General features: G+C 41.4%; 17 protein-coding genes. 8 read left to right on the forward strand and 9 right to left on the reverse strand.

Annotated features, from left to right (window positions below; translation table 11 throughout):
* Nucleotides 1-157 precede the first annotated feature (157 nt).
* Together ACHB7C_RS16290 and crp are read right to left on the reverse strand one after the other, a co-directional pair.
* Nucleotides 158-1,144: a hypothetical protein gene (locus ACHB7C_RS16290; protein WP_395347894.1), complete on the reverse strand. Its 987-nt coding sequence runs from the start codon at nucleotides 1,142-1,144 to the stop codon at nucleotides 158-160.
* A gap of 191 nt (nucleotides 1,145-1,335) precedes the next feature.
* On the reverse strand, nucleotides 1,336-1,968 hold the full coding sequence (gene crp, locus ACHB7C_RS16295; RefSeq protein ID WP_004262556.1) for a cAMP-activated global transcriptional regulator CRP: 633 nt from the start codon (nucleotides 1,966-1,968) through the stop codon (nucleotides 1,336-1,338).
* Nucleotides 1,969-2,323: 355 nt separating this feature from the next.
* Here crp and ACHB7C_RS16300 point away from each other — a divergent pair, with 355 nt between their 5' ends.
* On the forward strand, nucleotides 2,324-2,725 hold the full coding sequence (locus ACHB7C_RS16300; RefSeq protein WP_042847613.1) for an OsmC family protein: 402 nt from the start codon (nucleotides 2,324-2,326) through the stop codon (nucleotides 2,723-2,725).
* A 90-nt stretch (nucleotides 2,726-2,815) separates the two neighbouring features.
* Here the strand turns inward: ACHB7C_RS16300 and ACHB7C_RS16305 are convergent, their stop codons facing one another.
* Genes ACHB7C_RS16305 through ACHB7C_RS16315 form a run of 3 tightly spaced genes read right to left on the reverse strand, consistent with a single transcriptional unit; the run spans nucleotide 2,816 to nucleotide 4,929 of the window.
* The gene (locus tag ACHB7C_RS16305; protein WP_042847611.1) at nucleotides 2,816-3,682 is read right to left on the reverse strand and encodes a phosphoribulokinase; all 867 of its coding nucleotides are present in this window, start codon (nucleotides 3,680-3,682) and stop codon (nucleotides 2,816-2,818) included.
* Between the two features lie 57 nt (nucleotides 3,683-3,739).
* On the reverse strand, nucleotides 3,740-3,949 hold the full coding sequence (locus tag ACHB7C_RS16310) for a YheU family protein (RefSeq protein ID WP_034783253.1): 210 nt from the start codon (nucleotides 3,947-3,949) through the stop codon (nucleotides 3,740-3,742).
* Entirely contained in the window at nucleotides 3,946-4,929 is a 984-nt protein-coding gene (locus ACHB7C_RS16315) for a hydrolase (protein WP_042847799.1), read from the reverse strand. Before ACHB7C_RS16315 ends, ACHB7C_RS16310 begins: the two co-directional genes overlap by 4 nt.
* Nucleotides 4,930-5,031: 102 nt before the next feature.
* Between ACHB7C_RS16315 and ACHB7C_RS16320 the strand changes: the two genes are divergently transcribed.
* The gene (locus ACHB7C_RS16320) at nucleotides 5,032-5,637 is read left to right on the forward strand and encodes a LysE family translocator (RefSeq protein WP_048605414.1); all 606 of its coding nucleotides are present in this window, start codon (nucleotides 5,032-5,034) and stop codon (nucleotides 5,635-5,637) included.
* Nucleotides 5,638-5,694: 57 nt separating this feature from the next.
* Here the strand turns inward: ACHB7C_RS16320 and murP are convergent, their stop codons facing one another.
* Both murP and murQ read right to left on the reverse strand, forming a co-directional pair.
* On the reverse strand, nucleotides 5,695-7,164 hold the full coding sequence (gene murP / locus ACHB7C_RS16325; protein ID WP_042847605.1) for a PTS N-acetylmuramic acid transporter subunit IIBC: 1,470 nt from the start codon (nucleotides 7,162-7,164) through the stop codon (nucleotides 5,695-5,697).
* Nucleotides 7,165-7,191: 27 nt separating this feature from the next.
* Nucleotides 7,192-8,103 (reverse strand): N-acetylmuramic acid 6-phosphate etherase, encoded by a 912-nt coding sequence (murQ, locus tag ACHB7C_RS16330; protein WP_042847603.1) that lies wholly within the window; start codon nucleotides 8,101-8,103, stop codon nucleotides 7,192-7,194.
* 256 nt (nucleotides 8,104-8,359) lie between these two features.
* Between murQ and ACHB7C_RS16335 the strand changes: the two genes are divergently transcribed.
* Nucleotides 8,360-9,220, forward strand: a complete 861-nt coding sequence (locus tag ACHB7C_RS16335) for a MurR/RpiR family transcriptional regulator (protein WP_042847601.1) — start codon at nucleotides 8,360-8,362, stop codon at nucleotides 9,218-9,220.
* Nucleotides 9,221-9,329: 109 nt separating this feature from the next.
* Nucleotides 9,330-11,597: an arginine decarboxylase gene (gene adiA / locus ACHB7C_RS16340; protein WP_048605411.1), complete on the forward strand. Its 2,268-nt coding sequence runs from the start codon at nucleotides 9,330-9,332 to the stop codon at nucleotides 11,595-11,597.
* A 75-nt stretch (nucleotides 11,598-11,672) separates the two neighbouring features.
* Here adiA and ACHB7C_RS16345 read toward each other — a convergent pair whose 3' ends face one another.
* Nucleotides 11,673-13,607, reverse strand: a complete 1,935-nt coding sequence (locus tag ACHB7C_RS16345; protein WP_395347899.1) for an ABC transporter ATP-binding protein — start codon at nucleotides 13,605-13,607, stop codon at nucleotides 11,673-11,675.
* A gap of 222 nt (nucleotides 13,608-13,829) precedes the next feature.
* On the opposite strand from ACHB7C_RS16345, the gene kefG reads away from it, so the two are divergent.
* The 4 genes from kefG (at nucleotide 13,830) to slyD (ending at nucleotide 17,092) form a co-directional block, all read left to right on the forward strand.
* On the forward strand, nucleotides 13,830-14,384 hold the full coding sequence (gene kefG, locus ACHB7C_RS16350) for a glutathione-regulated potassium-efflux system ancillary protein KefG (protein WP_042847597.1): 555 nt from the start codon (nucleotides 13,830-13,832) through the stop codon (nucleotides 14,382-14,384).
* A complete protein-coding gene (gene kefB / locus ACHB7C_RS16355; RefSeq protein ID WP_042847594.1) occupies nucleotides 14,384-16,189 on the forward strand; it encodes a glutathione-regulated potassium-efflux system protein KefB in 1,806 nt (601 codons plus the stop codon). Before kefG ends, kefB begins: the two co-directional genes overlap by 1 nt.
* 11 nt (nucleotides 16,190-16,200) lie before the next feature.
* Entirely contained in the window at nucleotides 16,201-16,404 is a 204-nt protein-coding gene (locus ACHB7C_RS16360) for a YheV family putative zinc ribbon protein (protein WP_042847592.1), read from the forward strand.
* An 88-nt stretch (nucleotides 16,405-16,492) separates the two neighbouring features.
* Complete coding sequence (slyD, locus tag ACHB7C_RS16365; RefSeq protein WP_042847590.1) at nucleotides 16,493-17,092, forward strand: peptidylprolyl isomerase; 600 nt, start codon at nucleotides 16,493-16,495, stop codon at nucleotides 17,090-17,092.
* 57 nt (nucleotides 17,093-17,149) lie between these two features.
* Here the strand turns inward: slyD and ACHB7C_RS16370 are convergent, their stop codons facing one another.
* Nucleotides 17,150-17,371 carry a SlyX family protein gene (locus ACHB7C_RS16370; RefSeq protein WP_042847589.1) on the reverse strand — a complete coding sequence of 74 codons (222 nt, stop codon included), beginning with the start codon at nucleotides 17,369-17,371 and terminating at the stop codon, nucleotides 17,150-17,152.
* Between the last annotated feature and the right edge of the window lie 196 nt (nucleotides 17,372-17,567).

Genomic DNA, 17,567 nt, shown 5'->3' on the forward strand with positions numbered 1-17,567 from the left:
TATTAAAAAAGTAATTTGCTAAGTAAATATTCATGCTTAATATTGAAATAATTAATTTATTCAATGCATTGATTTTATCTTATGGCATTATGATTTTACTAATAATGTATTATTAATCATTTGAATTAATAATGATCTTATATAAAATAGAGATTTTTTATTTAATGGTTTGTTTTTTTAATTCTTTCAATAAGTTATCGTTAATATGAATTTGGTTTTGTATTTCAAATATATTATCTTTAAGTGCCTTCATTTCCATGGTTAGTCTTTTTTCTTTTTCAATGCTATTGCTTATTTTTATTAAGTCAGCGGTTTTAATTGAATTAACATTTCTATTAAAGTGATTTTTTCGTGGTTTATAGTCTAATGGCATAGATTTGTTAGATAGTTTGTAATGTTGCATGATATATTGTGTTCTTAATACTGAAGTTTTTGTTTGTTGTATATTTCCCTTGAATTCAAAAGTGCTTTTAGGTAGAGGAATGTATTTGGAATTATCTTGATTATTATCAGCGACTTTATAGTGCACATATTTAAACTTTTTCTGAGAGGAATTCTTTGTTTTTTGTTTCATTGGTTCCAAAGGTAAATCAATATTATTGGTATTTTTTTTGTTTGTTCTGGTTATTAAAGGGGTTTTAGTGCTATTTTTATTTCCTAGTTGCTTAGGATGATGGTGATTTTTTATGATTTCGTTTTTTATTTCTGAGTTTTTGATGTTAATCCCTGGAGTTTTAACGTACCGATACAAAAAATCAGCATATTTATGAATTTCTTTATCAGCACTATTAAAATCCTCAAAAACTGTCTGGTTTTCTGTTATTAGTGAGTCTGCATCTTGTTCATTATAAAAAGTAGATGCATAAAATTTATACAAGCGGACTTTCAATTGATTAACTTTATGCTTAAATTCGTCAGCGCTCAATAATTTAGTATTATTTATACTTTCTGAATCACTTTCATAAGCTGAGTCAATGCTTTCTAGGCTATAAGCATCTGATAGTTTAGATTGTTGCTGAGTGGATAAGGGCTCTTTTCTCGATGATGCAGTCACAGCAAAGATTTTCTTTATAAAATCATCGGAATTGCTAATGTTTTTAAAAATTTCGGAATGGCCTGACAAATTGCTAAGTGTAATTTTCATAAATATAACCCTACTTAATATTATGATTATTATTTTATAGAGAGCTAAATAGATAAAATATAAAGAAACGATACTCATTAATATAAGCATATAAATATGTTGCTATAATTAAACTGAAATAGCCTTATATCGACGATATAAAGCTATTTTAAATTGCATGCCTCGCCAAGAGAGCGAGGCTGAAAGGTTAATTAACGTGTACCGTAAACAACGATGGTTTTACCGTGTGCAGAGATCAAGTTTTGATCTTCCAGCATTTTTAAAATACGGCCAACAGTTTCACGGGAACAACCGACAATTTGGCCAATTTCCTGACGGGTAATTTTGATTTGCATACCGTCTGGGTGGGTCATTGCGTCAGGTTGTTTCGCTAGATTCAATAGGGTTTGAGCGATACGGCCTGTGACATCTAAGAAGGCAAGGTTGCCGACTTTTTCGGATGTTGTTTGTAAACGACTGGCCATTTGCGCTGAGAGACGCATTAAAATATCAGGGTTAACCTGAATCAATTGACGGAATTTTTTGTAAGAAATTTCAGCAACTTCGCAAGCGATTTTAGCTCTCACCCACGCAGTACGTTCTTGCCCTTCTTCAAATAACCCCAGTTCACCAATGAAATCCCCTTGATTCAGGTAAGAGAGGATCATTTCTTTGCCTTCTTCATCTTTAATTAAAACAGCCACTGAACCTTTAACGATATAGTAAAGGGTTTCTGCTTTCTCACCCTGATGGATCAGTGTGCTCTTGGATGGATACTTATGAATATGGCAGTGTGACAAAAACCATTCAAGAGTAGGGTCTGTTTGTGGCTTGCCGAGAACCATTAGCGTTATCCTCTGTATGTTATTGCAGCCATCCGGAAAAGCTTACCAGAAAGGCTGGCTTTAAAGTCACTAGCTTAGCATATTAATTTGCCTTATATACCCTAAATAATGTGAAGAGCTGAATAACTTCAGCGCATTCGATAGGCTAGGGTAAACAAATTGATATCAACACTATAATATAATCAATTAAACCGCTGAGTTTTGATCTTAGTCCTATCAACTAAGTATTGTTTGTAGCATATCCAATGAAGAAAGTCTCCCCTGTATCGCTTCAGCCTAATAAAGCTGATATAACATTCATTATATCTATGGAACAATGTAGCCTTTAAACCGATTTCATTTCAAGGGGAATAAAATGGAAGCAAGAGTAAAATGGGTAGAAGGACTTTCCTTTCTAGGTGAGTCAGCTTCAGGGCATCAAGTCATGATGGATGGTAATGCAGGTGATAAAGCACCTAGCCCAATGGAAATGGTGCTAATGGCGGCAGGTGGATGTAGTGCAATAGATGTCGTTTCAATTTTACAAAAAGGGCGAAATGATATTACTGATTGTGAAGTTAAATTAACATCGCAGCGCCGTGAAGAAGCTCCACGTTATTTTGTTAAAATACATTTGCATTTTATCGTAACAGGAAATGAATTAACGGAAAAAACGGTTGAAAGAGCTGTTCAGCTCTCGGCTGAAAAATATTGCTCAGTGGCACTGATGCTAGAAAAAACGGTTGAAGTCACTCATAGCTTTGAAATAAAAAATTAAAAATAAATTTATTTTTTATATTAAAATTTTAATAAAAAGATGCTTACCTTAATTAATGGTAAGCGTCTTACTTATTATTTGAGATATAATTTAACTGTTTTTCTGATTAATTAACTTTTCAACTAATGGCATCATGATCAATTCCATTGCTAGACCGAGTTTTCCTCCGGGTACGACAATGGTATTCATAGCCGAAATAAAAGAACCGCAGATCATTGAAAGCAAATAGGGGAAATCGATGTGTTCGAGCCCTCTAAAGCGGATCACAATAAAACTTTCATCTTGTGAAGGGATAGTTTTGGCTGAAAATGGGTTGGAAGTGTCTACAGTCGGAACTCGTTGGAAATTGATATGAGTACGCGAAAACTGAGGGGTAATGTAGTTGATATAGTCCCCCATTGAACGCACAACAGAGTCCATAACCGCTTCACGGGAATGGCCCCTTTCGGTCGTATCACGAACCAACTTTTGAATCCATTCAAGATTGACAATCGGGACAACGCCAACAAGTAAATCAACATGTTGCGCTACATTATGCTCAGGTGTAACAACCCCACCATGCAGACCCTCGTAGAATAACACATCAGTTTTTTCAGGGAGTGGTTCCCAAGGTGTAAAAGTACCTGGTTGTAGACCGTACGGAACCGCTTCATCATAGGTATGTAGGTATTTTCGTGATTGTCCACAACCTGTTTTTGCATAATCAATTAAAGTTTGTTCTAGCAAAGCAAAGTCATTCGCTTCAGGACCAAAATAACTGATATGCCGACCTTGTTCTCTCGCCTTGCGGATAGCCATGTCCATTTCAGGCCGCGTGTAACGATGAAAGCTGTCCCCTTCTAATGTAGCTGGTTGGATATTGAGTTGGTGGAAAACTTTACGGAATGCTTGGCTAGTTGAGGTCGTACCTGCACCACTGGAACCGGTGATAGCAATAATCGGATGTTTTTTGGACATAGCGAACTCCCTGTGTTGCGCTTATGTCCACTATGGCAAAATAGCGAACAAAGCGGGTTAGCGGGTTTTAGGCATGAAATTAACCGACTCATGCAATTCAGACCAGACTAGCACAATTTCGCCAGAAACTAACTGCCGTTTCACATCATTAACTTTGTCTTGTAAGCTTTTCTCATGTGCCCCATAGTCAGTTCCTTCTCGTAAAACATAGCTTTCGATGAGGCTTTCCAGTGCTTCTGGAGATAACTCACGCCAAGGGATAATCATGGGTTTTCCTTATTTAAATAAGGGGTTAACCATTGCGGAATTCGAGTTTCTAGCCACATTTGCGGTTTTCTAAAGGTCCCGCTGACAAAACCAACGTGCCCGCCATGTTCTGTCATTTGATATTCCACATTATGGGGAAGAAAAGATAAATCAGGAACAACCTCAGGAGCCATAAATGGATCATCTTTGGCGTGAATAATTAATGTTGGTTTAGTAATGTGAGCCAATTTAGGTAATGCACTGCATTTCTGATAGTAATCTGAGGCATCATCAAAACCGTGGATACGTGCAGTGATAACATCATCAAAATCACGAATGCGTTTAACTTGCTTAAGCTGCAATAAATTCAGTGGTAATGACCCAGGATAGCGTACGAGTTTACGAGTTGCGTTACGTTTTAAGCCATTTAATAAATAGCGCTGATAAAACTGGGAAATGCCTTTTTCCATTCGTAGGGAGCAAGCCTCTAACATTAATGGGGCAGATACAACCACTCCCGCATCTAAATCCGCATTTTGACCACTTTCAGCCAAGTAACAAGCCAACATATTCCCACCAAGGGAATACCCCACAGCAGCCGTTGGCGTATCACCAAAAGTTTGTTTTAACCAGCGTAAGAAGTAGCGAGCATCATCGGTTTCACCTGAATGATAAATACGCTGTTGGCGATTGGGTTCGCCGCTACACCCACGAAAGTGCATGACAACGCCTAGCCAGTCGTGTTTTTCCGCTGTTTCTAACATTCCATGAGCGTAAGGGCTCTTAAAATTACCTTCTAACCCATGAAAAATGACTAAGCGTGGTTTATGAGCCGCAAGCTCAGGTTTTTCACTCCATGCGAGATCAATAAAATCACCGTCAGGCAATTCAAGTCGCTGCCAAATAGGTTTAATTTTCGGGGTTCTACGAAAAATCCTAGGCAGTAGAGTTTGGAGGTGTGGATTTTTAGCCCAACTGATTGGACGAAAGTTTTCAGACATAACCTTATTTTTATTTAATAGGAGCTCTTGTGAGTCACATAACATACTGTTATTTTTTTGTGATGCAAGTAAACAAATTTGGGTTTGAGGATTAAATTGTAAATGACACTGGGGCTGATCTTTTCTCTTTTTACATTTCTATTCATTGCAGCAGTCACACCCGGCCCTAATAATATGTTGCTAACATCAAGTGCGGCAAACTACGGTTTTCGTCATGCGATTACATTATGCTTAGGTATTATGCTAGGTATGCAATCGATACTTTACCTCTCAGCATTTGGTATTGCTGCACTTTTATTGCTCTATCCTGCGATTCATATTGCCTTAAAAGTGGTGGGCAGTGTGTATCTTCTCTGGTTGGCATGGAAAACAGCAACAGCTAATTATGCACCAATTAAGACGGATAGCGAAGTGGGGAAAAGCGTAACATGGTATCAGGGGGGCTTATTACAATTTCTAAACCCTAAAGCTTGGATGATGGGGCTAGGGGCAGTTGGTGGCTTTAGCCTGCCTGGTGAGTTATTCAGCCAATCTATTTTAGTCATGAGCGTGGCATTTGTAATCGTCAACTTAGTGGCAGGTTTGATTTGGATGGGCTTTGGCTCATTGATTAGCTTATTTTTACGTAGTCGCCAAGCTTGGTTTATCTTTAATTTAGCGATGGGGCTGCTAACTGCGCTGTGTGTCCCATTGATTTGGTTGGAATAGCGTTTTTTATTGATTGAAAAAAGCAGCCCTAAGAGCTGCTTTTTGTTTAGGGCATGATTAACTTAAATCTACGCCTTTACTACCAAACAGGTAGGTAAATAGGAAGCCGCACACATAGGAAACCAATACTCCCCCCGCGTACACAGCCATCCCGGCGAGGACACCTTGACCGGATGTCATTAATGGAATGGCAATTAACCCAGATGGCCCAAACACAGTATTTAAACCGACAGGTAACCCCATCCACGCGACGGCCCCGATAAAGAAACCACCAGCTGCGCCACCTAAACAGGCGGTGACAAACGGTTTGACGCGCGGGAGTGTGACACCATAAATCAGCGGCTCACCGATCCCTAAGAAACCGGGGAACAGGGCGCCACCAATTTGCCCACGGGTGACTGAACCTTTTTTCGCTTTCACATACAAGGCGAGGGCTGCACCCACTTGACCAGCACCCGCCATTGCCAATATCGGAAATAGTGAGTTAAACCCTTGTGCATCAACGAGGGCAACGTAGACAGGAATAAACCCTTGATGAACACCAAACATCACGGCGATTAAGAACACCCCAGCCAAAATAGCTGTTCCAATAGGATTGCCATTTAAGTGCATGAATAACCAAGACATTCCATCAAACAGCCAAACACCAATCGGCATGATAAAGATAAAGGTTGCTGCGCCCACAATTAACAGAGTTATGGTTGAGGTTAAAATAATATCAAGGCTGGATGGGATAATTTTGCGAACTTGTTTTTCAACCCATGCCCCAAAAATACAGGCAATTAAAATTCCAATGATGTTGCCTCGAGGGTCAATGTGCCAGCCGAAGAAGTTTGACATCCCCGAATAAAAGCCTTTTGTTGCTTCTGGGTCGTAACCTAAAATAAATAAAGCGGCAATAATGGCACCATTAACGCCACTACCTCCAAAGGCTTTTTGGGCATTATAGCCAATTAATAGTCCCATAAAGGTAAATAAACCTTTGCCGAATATCGCGAGATAGGCAATGGCACTTTTTAACCAGCCCAACTGTTGGGAGTCCGGTGGAAATAAGTTTTCATTGGCGACTAACAACCCAAGCAATGAGGCTATCCCCATCAAAAGACCCGCTCCGATGAATCCTGGAATCAATGGGGTAAATATGGTGGCGAATTTTGAGAGAAAGCGGTGTACTGCGCTAGTTTGTTTCTTTTTTAACTGCTGTTTATTAGCAGAAGCAATTTGGTTAAGGTCTTGGGTCTGATGAGAAGACTCGTCGATATCATCTTCAGCATCTTCTAGCATTTGGTTCATTAAGTCCGCGGCAGTTTGGGCTTTACCGGGGCCCAGAACAATTTGCAGTTGTTCATCACTTTCGATAACGCCAAGCACACCTGCGATTTGTTTTAGTGCGGCTTTATCGACTAATTGATCATTATTGAGTGTGAGTCGTAAACGGGTCATACAGTTACCCGCTAATTTAATATTGCGACGACCCCCAACCTGTTGCAGGATCTGCTGCATCATTTCTATTGTTATTTTAGCCATACCATTTATCTCATTAAAATCCGCGAATTAGGCGGAAGGTGCCATATTGAGTGCTGTACGAATAAAACCATGATTGTCCGAGAGTAGTTGACGTGCATCATCGGCATTCAGGCCGGTTAACACCATCAAAATGGCCGTTTTACAGTGCCTATCACATTGTTGAAGCGCGGTTTCTGCGGTTGCTCGGTCGCAGTCTGTTGCCTCCATGACAATCTTCGTTTGCCTTTCAATTAATTTGGCATTGGTGGCTTCTACATCGACCATCAAATTACCAAATACTTTTCCAATGCGGATCATCGCACCAGTAGTGATCATATTCAGCACTAATTTCTGAGCGGTTCCCGCTTTCATGCGTGAAGAGCCTGTGACCACTTCTGCGCCCACAACAGGGGTGATAGCGATATCTGCTGCATTAGCGATAGGGCTATTTGGGTTACAGCTGATGGCAGCTGTGGTTGCACCAATCTTGTTTGCATAGGCTAACGCACCTAACACATATGGGGTACGCCCACTCGCAGCAATACCAACGAGTATATCTTTTTCATTAAATTGAATATTTTTCAGGTCTTGCTCACCTAATTCGGGTTTATCTTCTGCATTTTCAACGGCACGGAAAATCGCTTGGTGACCGCCTGCAATAAGCCCAACGACTTGCTCATGGGGGGTACCGTACGTTGGTGGGCACTCGCTGGCATCAAGTATTCCTAAACGCCCTGATGTTCCTGCTCCCGAGTAAATTAACCGCCCGCCGTTTAGAAATGCGTCTGCGACCTTATCAACCAATTGTGCAATTTCAGGAAGAACTTTCTCGACTGCCAAAGGGACTTGTTTGTCTTCGTTGTTAATCACTTGCAGCATTTGCAAGGTCGGTAGTTGGTCAATATGCGTACTCGCCGCATTGCGGCTTTCCGTTACCATTTTGCTTAAATCGATAGCCATAAAAAATTGCTCCTAAATCCATAATTGGATTAATATTAAGGAATTATTTATTCCAATGGTGTGATTGGAATCACGGTGTTATCTATTCTAACTTGCGAATATAAAAGAATATTTTGTTATTTTTTAAATGGCTTTAAATTGTATGCGATTGAATTATAGTTATTATTTTTGATTCATCAGCGAATTAAAAGAGGAATAATTTATTATTATTTTATTTTTATGAACCCTGATATAGCGATTATCAGCTGAGGTTGTCATGACATTATTGGATATCATTACTTATTCATTACCGCGATTAGCCGAAAATCAACGTAAAATTGCACAATTTATTATTGAAAATCCGGAAAACGTACTGAACTTATCTTCTCAACAATTGGCAGAAATCTTAGATGTGAGCCAATCAGCTATTGTTAAGTTTAGTCAAAAAGTTGGGGTAAAAGGCTACCCAGCGCTAAAACTGGCATTAAGTGAGATTATTGGGCGTCAACAGCTTAATGAAAGTGCCCCTCACGTGGCTTTGCATAACCGTATTGCACCGAATGATAACTTGATGGTGGTAGCTCAAAAATTAGCGATGGAAAAGAACCATTCCATCACGGAAACAACAAAATTAATTGATTTCAAGCAATTTGAAAAAATTGTCGAACGAATAGACCAATCTCAGCGAGTACAAATTGTTGGCATTGGTGGGTCAGGGCTGACGGCAAAGGACTTGAGCTACAAGTTACAAAAAATAGGTATTACGACACTCGTCGAATCCGACCATCATGTGCAAATTGCCGCCGCTTTAACACTTAATGCCAATGACATACAGATAGTTATCTCTTTTACAGGTAAGCGCAAAGACATGCTAACAGCGGCTAATATTGCACGTAAACAAGGAGCCTGTGTGGTTGCCATTACCCGGGACCGGCATTCACCTCTTGCACAAATTTCTGATTACATTCTTGAAAGTGTCGCAGAAGAAGATGAATGGCGTAGTTCTTCTATTTCATCGAGAACCGCTCAGAATACGCTGACCGATTTAATCTTTATGGCGCTATTACAAAGGCGAGAAGCCAAAGCAAAATCGCTAGTAATGAATGCAAGAGTTGTTATTAATAAATTAGATGAATAGCGTTGAAAAGGAAGAACGGGCTCATCGATAACTTTGCAAAAAATCCTTATTTACGTTAAGACTAACGATATAAGTATTTTAATTTTAACTAGTTTAAGAGGAATTATTGATGAGAGCACTCATTGTTTATACTGAGTTAACCGACGAAGATTCCGTTATCAGCCATGCCGTAGCAAGGCTTGCTAGTGAGCTTAATGATGAACACGTAGAGACCGTGATTATCCGCGATTTTGAAGATGGAATGGCATACATTCGCTCGAATACCAGCATTGATTGTTTGTTATATGGGCGTGATATGTCCGACAAACAAGAACAAACACAAGCACATCAATTAATTACTCAACTTCATCGCCGCCAAGAAGATGTCCCCGTTTTTTTATTGAGTGATCGCGAAGAAGCTTTAACGGCATTTGACCGAAAAATGATGGAACAAGTCGATGAGTTTGCATGGATTTTAGAAGATTCAGCTGATTTTATCGCAGGGCGCGTCCTCGCCGCTATTATTCGTTATCGTGCGCAATTATTGCCGCCACTGATGAAAAGCTTAATTAAATATAGCGATGTACATGAATACTCGTGGGCAGCACCGGGTCACCAAGGTGGCGTTGGTTTTACCAAAACCCCTGCGGGCCGCATTTATCATGATTTTTTTGGTGAAAATTTATTTCGTACTGATATTGGTATTGAACGCGTCGCAGTAGGCTCTTTACTGGATCATACCGGTGCTTTTGGTGAGTGCGAAAAAAATGCAGCGCGTATTTTCGGGGCTGACCAGTCTTATTCCGTGGTTGTGGGAACCTCGGGCTCCAATCGAACCATTATGCAAGCCTGTATGACTGATGAAGATGTGGTGGTAATCGACCGGAATTGCCATAAATCTATCGAACAAGGGCTGATCCTTACCGGAGCTAAGCCCGTATACATGACCCCGAGTCGTAACCGCTACGGAATTATTGGGCCAATTTACCCGACAGAGATGACGCCGGAAGCGATCACTGAAAAAATCGCTCAAAATCCACTAACATCGGATAAAATCGGCAAACGCCCAGCTTATAGCGTGGTAACCAATTGCACCTATGACGGTGTTTGCTACCATGCACGTAAGGTGCAAGATTTACTCGATAAATCCTTAGATAGAATCCATTTCGATGAGGCATGGTACGGTTATGCACGTTTTAACCCAATTTATCATGGCCATTTTGCCATGCGGGATGAACCACGAAATGGCGATGAACCGACCATCTTTGCTACACACTCCACTCATAAATTACTTAACGCGCTTTCCCAAGCCTCATTTATTCATATCCGAAATGGCCGTAATGCTATTGATTTCAATCGCTTTAATCAGGCTTATCATATGCATGCCACCACCTCACCGCTGTATGCGATTTGTGCCTCGAATGATATCGCAGCAGATATGATGGATGGTAATAGTGGGCGTTCTTTGACAGATGAAGTTATTCGTGAAGCTATCGATTTTCGCCAATCATTAGGTTACTTGTATAAAGAGTTTCTTAACGATGATGAATGGTTCTTTAAACCATGGAATCAGGAAATGGTGAAAGACCCTGCAACAGGTAAAGGTTATGCCTTTGAAGAAGCCCCTGTTGAATTGTTGATGAAAGAGCAAAGCTGCTGGGTAATGAATCCTGAAGATAAATGGCACGGTTTTAAGGATATCCCTGAAAACTGGGCGATGCTTGACCCAATTAAAGTCAGTATTTTGTCACCGGGAATGGGGGAGGATGGCAAACTGCTGGGTACAGGTGTACCCGCGGCACTAGTGACCGCGTGGCTAAATCATTATGGTATTGTGCCGACCCGCACCACTGACTTCCAGATTATGTTCTTGTTTTCTATGGGGATCACCAAAGGGAAGTGGGGGACTTTGGTCAATGCGCTGCTGTCTTTTAAACGCCACTATGACAATAATACTGGGCTGAAGAAGGTATTACCGGAAGTGGTGGAAACCGCTCCTGAGATTTATGGTCATATGGGGTTACGTGACTTAGGTGATAAAATGTTCACTTATCTGCAAAAAAATAACCCCGGAGGGCAACTGAACCAAGCTTATGAGCAACTGCCTGAAGTAATGATGAGCCCAAGGGATGCGTACCAAGAGATTGTCGCTAACCGTGTTGAAGCGGTGCCCCTTGATAAACTGGCAGGGCGCATTGCTGCTAACTCAATAATTCCGTATCCACCGGGTATCCCAATGTTGTTATCAGGTGAAAGCTTCGGTGATAAAAATAGTCCACATATCGGTTACTTGCATAGCTTGCAAGCGTGGGACAGTGAGTTCCCCGGTTTTGAACACGAAACCGAAGGGACTGAAATTATCGATGGGCAGTATTATGTGATGTGTGTGAAAGGATAAGATTCAACTATGATAAAAACGAAAAGCTATCAAAGATAGCTTTTCGTGATTTTAAGGAATTGTGATGTTTTATAACTAATTTATTTCAAACTCACTGGTCATGGCTTCTAACTGTTCTTGCAGCTCCATCCATTCCATTTCAACGTCTTCAAGTGCTGATTTGTGCTCAGTCTGCTTTTTCAAACATTCTGCCAAATCGGCTTTTTTATCTTGTTCATAGATAGCTGCATCAGAAAGTTTTGCCTCTAGCTCACTCAGGGCGTTGGAATGTTTATCCATCCGCTTTTCCAATTCCGTGATTTTTTTACGGATTGGCTGAGTCAGTTGACGGAACTCTGCTTCGCGGCGCTTTTGGTCTTTTCTATCTTGGGCGGTGACTGTTGAAGTTGCCGCAGGCTTATCTTTTTCTTGTTGATCTCGGACTTGCTGTAGTTCCAGCTTGTTTTGCTCGGCAAGCCATTGTTGGTAATCTTCTAAATCACCATCAAATTGCTCGACCGCGCCGCCGTGAACTAAATACAGCTCATCGGTAGTTGAGCGCAATAAATGCCTATCATGGGAAACCACCACTAAAGCCCCTTCAAATGCCATTAAGGCTTCTGTCAACGCTTGGCGCATGTCTAAATCCAAGTGGTTGGTTGGTTCATCGAGTAACAACAGATTCGGGCGCTGCCAAACAATCAACGCTAAGACTAAGCGTGCTTTTTCACCGCCAGAGAAACGGCCACTAGGGTCTGTCACTTGGTCACCCTTAAAGCCAAAACCGCCTAAATAGTCGCGTAACTGCTGCTCAGTTTGCTCAGGAGCCAAACGAGCTAGATGCTGCAAGGGCGATTCTTCAGGATGTAGATACTCTAATTGATGCTGAGCAAAGTAACCTAACTTAATACCTTTAGCGAGGGAGATCTCCCCTTGTAATGGTGGTAAATCGCCAGCTAGCATTTTAATTAAGGTGGATTTACCAGCACCATTACGGCCTAATAAACCAATACGTGAACCAGGCACTAAATTCAATTTTATCGATTGCAAAATGACTTTTTCGCCATAACCCGCACTGACTTTTTCCATTTTTAATAATGGGTTAGGTAAGCTTTCAGGTTTGCGGAATGAAAAATGGAACGGGTTATCCACATGAGCGGGCGCCACCATTTCCATTTTTTCTAACATCTTAATACGGCTTTGCGCTTGCTTGGCCTTTGTCGCTTGCACTCTAAAACGGTCAATATAGCTTTGTAAATGAGCGGCTTTTGCTTGTTGGCTTTCATACAACGCTTGTTGTTGTGCTAATTTAGTTGCACGTTGGCGCTCAAAAGAAGAATAGTTGCCCGTGTATTCGAACAGGCTTTCTTGTTCTATATGCAGGACTTTATCAATAATTGGATCAAGGAAATCCCTATCATGGGAAATTAAAATTAATGTACCTTGGTAGCCTTTAAGCCACTTTTCTAACCAAATAACCGCATCTAAATCAAGGTGGTTAGTTGGTTCATCGAGTAGTAATAGGTCAGAACGGCAAAGTAGAGCCTGAGCGAGGTTCAAACGCATACGCCACCCACCAGAAAAAGATTTCACTGGTGAGTCTAATTGCGCTTGGCTAAAGCCTAAGCCGTGTAGCAAGCTGGAGGCGCGAGAACGGATTGTCCATGCATCAATTGCATCGAGTTGCCCATGGATAACCGCAATGGCATGGCCATCATTTTTTTCATTGGCTTGTTGTAGCTTTTGTTCTAGAGCACGGAACTCACGGTCACCGTCAATCACATACTCAAGGGCAGGGACATCAAGGGCAGGGGTTTCTTGGTTGACCCATGCCATGGACCAATTACTTGGGAAGGTTGCAGAACCTGCTTCAGCTTGTAATTCGCCTTTTAATAGTGCTAGAAGGGTCGATTTACCGCAGCCGTTTTTACCCACTAAACCAACTTTTTGGCCAGGGTTAATCGTCGCAGTGGCGTTATCCAGTAGGACACGAACACCTCGGCGAATTTGGAGTGAAGAGAAAACAATCATAGCAACCGTCTATTAAAAATATGTTAAATTATCAACGTATATACTCTAAATAATTCACGGTGCTGTTAGGCGACAAACAAATGAGTCGCTAGGAGCCTATTTAAGTAGGTGACTAGTGCGAATGCGCGTAGTCAACAACACAGCAGCGTGAAGTATGACGAGTATAGCAGGCTGCATGGTAACGGAAAATGTTCCGTCTGACACGCCTTTGAGGAGGGAAAGATGTCAAATACACCTAAAGTACTGGTGATCTACGCTCACCCAGACCCTGATGAGTCTATTGCTAACAAGGCATTACTTAGTGTGGTGTGTGGTTTTGAACATGTGACAGTCCATGATTTATACGCAACCTATCCTGATTATTTTATTGATGTAACTGCGGAACAAGAATTACTGTGCCAGCACGATATCATTGTTTTTCAACACCCTCTCTATACTTATAGTTGCCCTGCGTTGTTGAAAGAATGGTTTGACCGTGTTTTAACGCGCCGTTTTGCAACGGAGATGGGTTATCAAAAACTGAAAGGGAAATACTGGCGTTCTGTGATCACGACAGGCGAACCCATTCATGCATATCAACATGACGGCTATAATCATTACCCACTTAACGAAATACTTCGACCATTTGAATTGACCGCATTGATGTGTGATATGCAATGGTTGGAACCTATCATTATTTATGCAGCACGTCGGCAGCCCACTGAGCGGTTTCAACAGCTGATTGATGACTACCGTCAATGGATACAACAACCGCTAAGCGCGGGAGGGCTCTCCTAATGTCAGAATTGGGGCTATTTGAATCTGTCATTATTTTTTTATGTGCCGGTGTGGTGATGGTACCTATTGCACAAAAAATCCGTTTAGGGGCGGTGCTTGGGTATTTACTCGCGGGGATTATGATTGGGCCATTTGTTTTGGGCTTTATTCATAACGTCGATGACATTTTACATTTCTCTGAAATGGGGGTGGTATTCCTAATGTTCTTAATTGGTTTAGAGTTAAAACCATCTAAACTGTGGGAACTTAGGCGCTCTATTTTTGGTGTAGGAACCGTGCAGGTGGTTGTTACTGCGGCAATAATGGCATCACTGTTATTTTTAGCGAAGTTTTCTTGGCAAGCTGCTGTGGTTGGTGGGCTGGGGATGGCAATGTCTTCAACCGCTATGGCTTTGCAACTCATGAATGAAAAAGGCATGTCCAACAAAGAAAGCGGGCAGCTTGGTTTTTCTGTGTTGTTATTCCAAGATATGGCGGTGATCCCCATTATGGCATTGATCCCCTTATTAGCTGGGGATTCAGCCACAAGTGATTGGCAAAAGATTGGCTTAAAAGTTATCGCATTTGCCGGTTTATGGGTGGTGGGGCGTTACTTGTTACGCCCAATGTTTAAATTAGCGGCGAAATCAGGCGTACATGAAATTTTTACAGCTGCAGCACTATTGGTAGTGTTAGGGTCTGCATTAATAATGGAAAGCCTTGGGTTCTCTATGGCATTAGGGACGTTTATGGCAGGTGTGATGCTAGCAGAAACAGAATTTCGCCATGAACTCGAAATTAATATTGAGCCATTCAAAGGGCTATTGCTGGGGTTATTTTTTATCTCAGTTGGGATGTCACTAAATTTACAAATACTCTGGGCGTATTTACCACAAGTTTTGGTTGCTGTGGTCATTCTTGTCGCGGTAAAAGCCCTTGTCCTTTATGGCCTGAGCCATGCAGCAAGGCTTAGGAATGGTGCTAGAGCACAATTTTCTGGTGTTTTAAGTCAAGGCGGGGAATTTGCTTTTGTCATTTACGCAACCGCATCTGGTGCAAGTGTGATTGACGAGCGCCAAATGGACCTCTTATTGGTGGTCGTCACCCTTTCTATGATGACAACACCACTTGTGATGCAGTTGATAGATGCTTATCTGAACTACCGCTATAATCGGCAACCAACGTCAAGTGAAAAACCATTTGTTGAAGATAACGACCCTCATGTTATTTTGGTTGGTTTTGGTCGTATGGGGCAAGTGGTAGGCCGCCTATTAATGGCCAATAAAGTCAAAATTACCGTACTTGAACAGGATGTTACAGCGATAGGTACAATGCGGCGCTATGGCTATACTGTTTATTATGGGGATGCGCGTGAGCTACAATTATTGCGCTCAGCGGGAGCAGAAAAAGCGAAGGCAATTGTGATCACTAGTGATGTGCCCGAAGAAGTTATGGAAATTGTACATTTATGCCAAGAGAATTTCCCTAATTTACATATCATCGCACGCGCGAAAGGCCGTGTAGAGGCACACGAATTATTGCAAAGTGGTGTCACTGACTTTAGTCGAGAAACCTTCTCTAGCGCATTAGAATTGGGGAGTAAGGCATTAATTAGTACCGGTATGCATCCACATAAAGCATACCGAGCTAAACAACATTTCCGCCGTCTAGATATGCGTGTGCTTAGAGAGATTATTCCTGAAAATGAAGGGGATAGCGGCCAAGTTTCTCGTGTCAAAGAGGCAAGGCGCGAGTTAAATGAGCTGTTTGAAAAAGAAATGCTTAGAGAGCATCGCCAGCCACATGGCTGGAATAAAGATGAATAAAGGAAACCAACATGTCGTCAACACGTAAACGGTTTATTGCAGGTGCAATTTGCCCTAAATGTAAGTCACAAGACACGTTAATGATGTGGCGTGAAGATAAAATTGATGTAGTTGAATGTGTCAATTGTGGCGATCAGCAGCGTCAAGCTGGGGATGAAACAACTGGGCATATTAGGGAAAAAGAGCAAGTTATAGGGATTTTTACACCTGAATGAGAGAATTTTGTCAATTCTCAATACATCACTATAGTTTTTCGGTACAATTGGCAGAAAAATTTTCCCCATATGGGTAGTAGGAGATGTCATGAAAGTAGCAAAAGACTTGGTGGTCAGCTTGGCTTATCAAGTAAGAACAGAAGACGGTGTTTTAGTTGATGAGTCCCCAGCAAGCGCGCCAATGGACTATTTGCATGGCCGTGGGTCTTTAATTTCAGGTCTAGAAAAAGCATTAGAAGGCCGTGCTGTCGGTGAAAACTTTGATGTTGAAGTTGCTTCAGACGATGCATATGGTCAATACGATGACAACTTAGTTCAACGCGTTCCTAAAGATGTATTCATGGGCGTTGATGAGCTAGAAGTGGGTATGCGTTTCTTAGCTGACACTGACATGGGCCCAGTTCCTGTTGAAATCACCGGTATTGAAGGTGATGAAGTTATCGTTGATGGTAACCACATGTTAGCAGGCCAAAACTTGAAATTTAATGTTGAAGTCATGGCTATTCGTGAAGCAACAGAAGAAGAAATTGCACATGGGCACGTTCATGGTGCAGGCGGTCACGACCATGACCACGACCACGAAGGTGGTTGCTGTGGCGGTGGCGGTCATAGCCACGGCTCAGAAGGCGGTTGTTGTGGCGGCGGTGAAGGCCATGGTCACAAACAAGGCGGCTGCGGTTGCCATTAATAACTAGCAATAGCTAAGTATTAGAAGGAAGCGAAAGCTTCCTTTTTTGTGGCCTCATTAATAATGAGGCGGGGGTGTTTCTTCTTCTGGCCTTGCTAAATGGCTATCTTGCGAAGATTTCAGCCTTTCCGTCACAATGCGTAAATGCTCTTGCATACGGTTAAGTTGCATTTGTTGGTCGGTGATAACCTGGTTGAGTTGTTCAATCGCCAATTCTTGAAAGGCGACTTTGCTTTCTAAAAGTTCTAAACGTTGTTCTAATGTATCAGATGAGCCCATCTTCGACTCTCCTTAGGTGTATTTGTCATAATTAAACCATCATAATAACCGAACATTACAAATCCATAGATAAGTTTTAGTTAAAGATGTAGGCGATGAAACCTCTTTTTGTTAATGTAGTCTAAGAAATTCTTATTTTTTTCTATACTAATTGGTAATCAGTTTCTAAAGTTAAAAGTTGATTATCAATAAACAT

It is taken from the genome of Providencia sp. 2024EL-00732, from assembly GCF_044006275.1.
In the GTDB taxonomy this organism is placed as follows: Bacteria; Pseudomonadota; Gammaproteobacteria; order Enterobacterales; family Enterobacteriaceae; genus Providencia; species Providencia huashanensis.

Bases quoted from the DNA above. Each gene is read 5' to 3' on its own strand.
- ACHB7C_RS16360 (WP_042847592.1), top strand. From the start codon at position 16,201: ATGTCGTCAACACGTAAACGGTTTATTGCAGGTGCAATTTGCCCTAAA.
- ACHB7C_RS16370 (WP_042847589.1), bottom strand. From the start codon at position 17,371: ATGGGCTCATCTGATACATTAGAACAACGTTTAGAACTTTTAGAAAGC.
- ACHB7C_RS16310 (WP_034783253.1), bottom strand. From the start codon at position 3,949: ATGATTATCCCTTGGCGTGAGTTATCTCCAGAAGCACTGGAAAGCCTC.
- murP (WP_042847605.1), bottom strand. From the start codon at position 7,164: ATGGCTAAAATAACAATAGAAATGATGCAGCAGATCCTGCAACAGGTT.
- ACHB7C_RS16300 (WP_042847613.1), top strand. From the start codon at position 2,324: ATGGAAGCAAGAGTAAAATGGGTAGAAGGACTTTCCTTTCTAGGTGAG.
- ACHB7C_RS16290 (WP_395347894.1), bottom strand. From the start codon at position 1,144: ATGAAAATTACACTTAGCAATTTGTCAGGCCATTCCGAAATTTTTAAA.
- ACHB7C_RS16305 (WP_042847611.1), bottom strand. From the start codon at position 3,682: ATGTCCAAAAAACATCCGATTATTGCTATCACCGGTTCCAGTGGTGCA.
- kefB (WP_042847594.1), top strand. From the start codon at position 14,384: ATGTCAGAATTGGGGCTATTTGAATCTGTCATTATTTTTTTATGTGCC.
- crp (WP_004262556.1), bottom strand. From the start codon at position 1,968: ATGGTTCTCGGCAAGCCACAAACAGACCCTACTCTTGAATGGTTTTTG.
- ACHB7C_RS16335 (WP_042847601.1), top strand. From the start codon at position 8,360: ATGACATTATTGGATATCATTACTTATTCATTACCGCGATTAGCCGAA.
- ACHB7C_RS16315 (WP_042847799.1), bottom strand. From the start codon at position 4,929: ATGTCTGAAAACTTTCGTCCAATCAGTTGGGCTAAAAATCCACACCTC.
- ACHB7C_RS16320 (WP_048605414.1), top strand. From the start codon at position 5,032: ATGACACTGGGGCTGATCTTTTCTCTTTTTACATTTCTATTCATTGCA.
- kefG (WP_042847597.1), top strand. From the start codon at position 13,830: ATGTCAAATACACCTAAAGTACTGGTGATCTACGCTCACCCAGACCCT.
- ACHB7C_RS16345 (WP_395347899.1), bottom strand. From the start codon at position 13,607: ATGATTGTTTTCTCTTCACTCCAAATTCGCCGAGGTGTTCGTGTCCTA.
- adiA (WP_048605411.1), top strand. From the start codon at position 9,330: ATGAGAGCACTCATTGTTTATACTGAGTTAACCGACGAAGATTCCGTT.
- slyD (WP_042847590.1), top strand. From the start codon at position 16,493: ATGAAAGTAGCAAAAGACTTGGTGGTCAGCTTGGCTTATCAAGTAAGA.
- murQ (WP_042847603.1), bottom strand. From the start codon at position 8,103: ATGGCTATCGATTTAAGCAAAATGGTAACGGAAAGCCGCAATGCGGCG.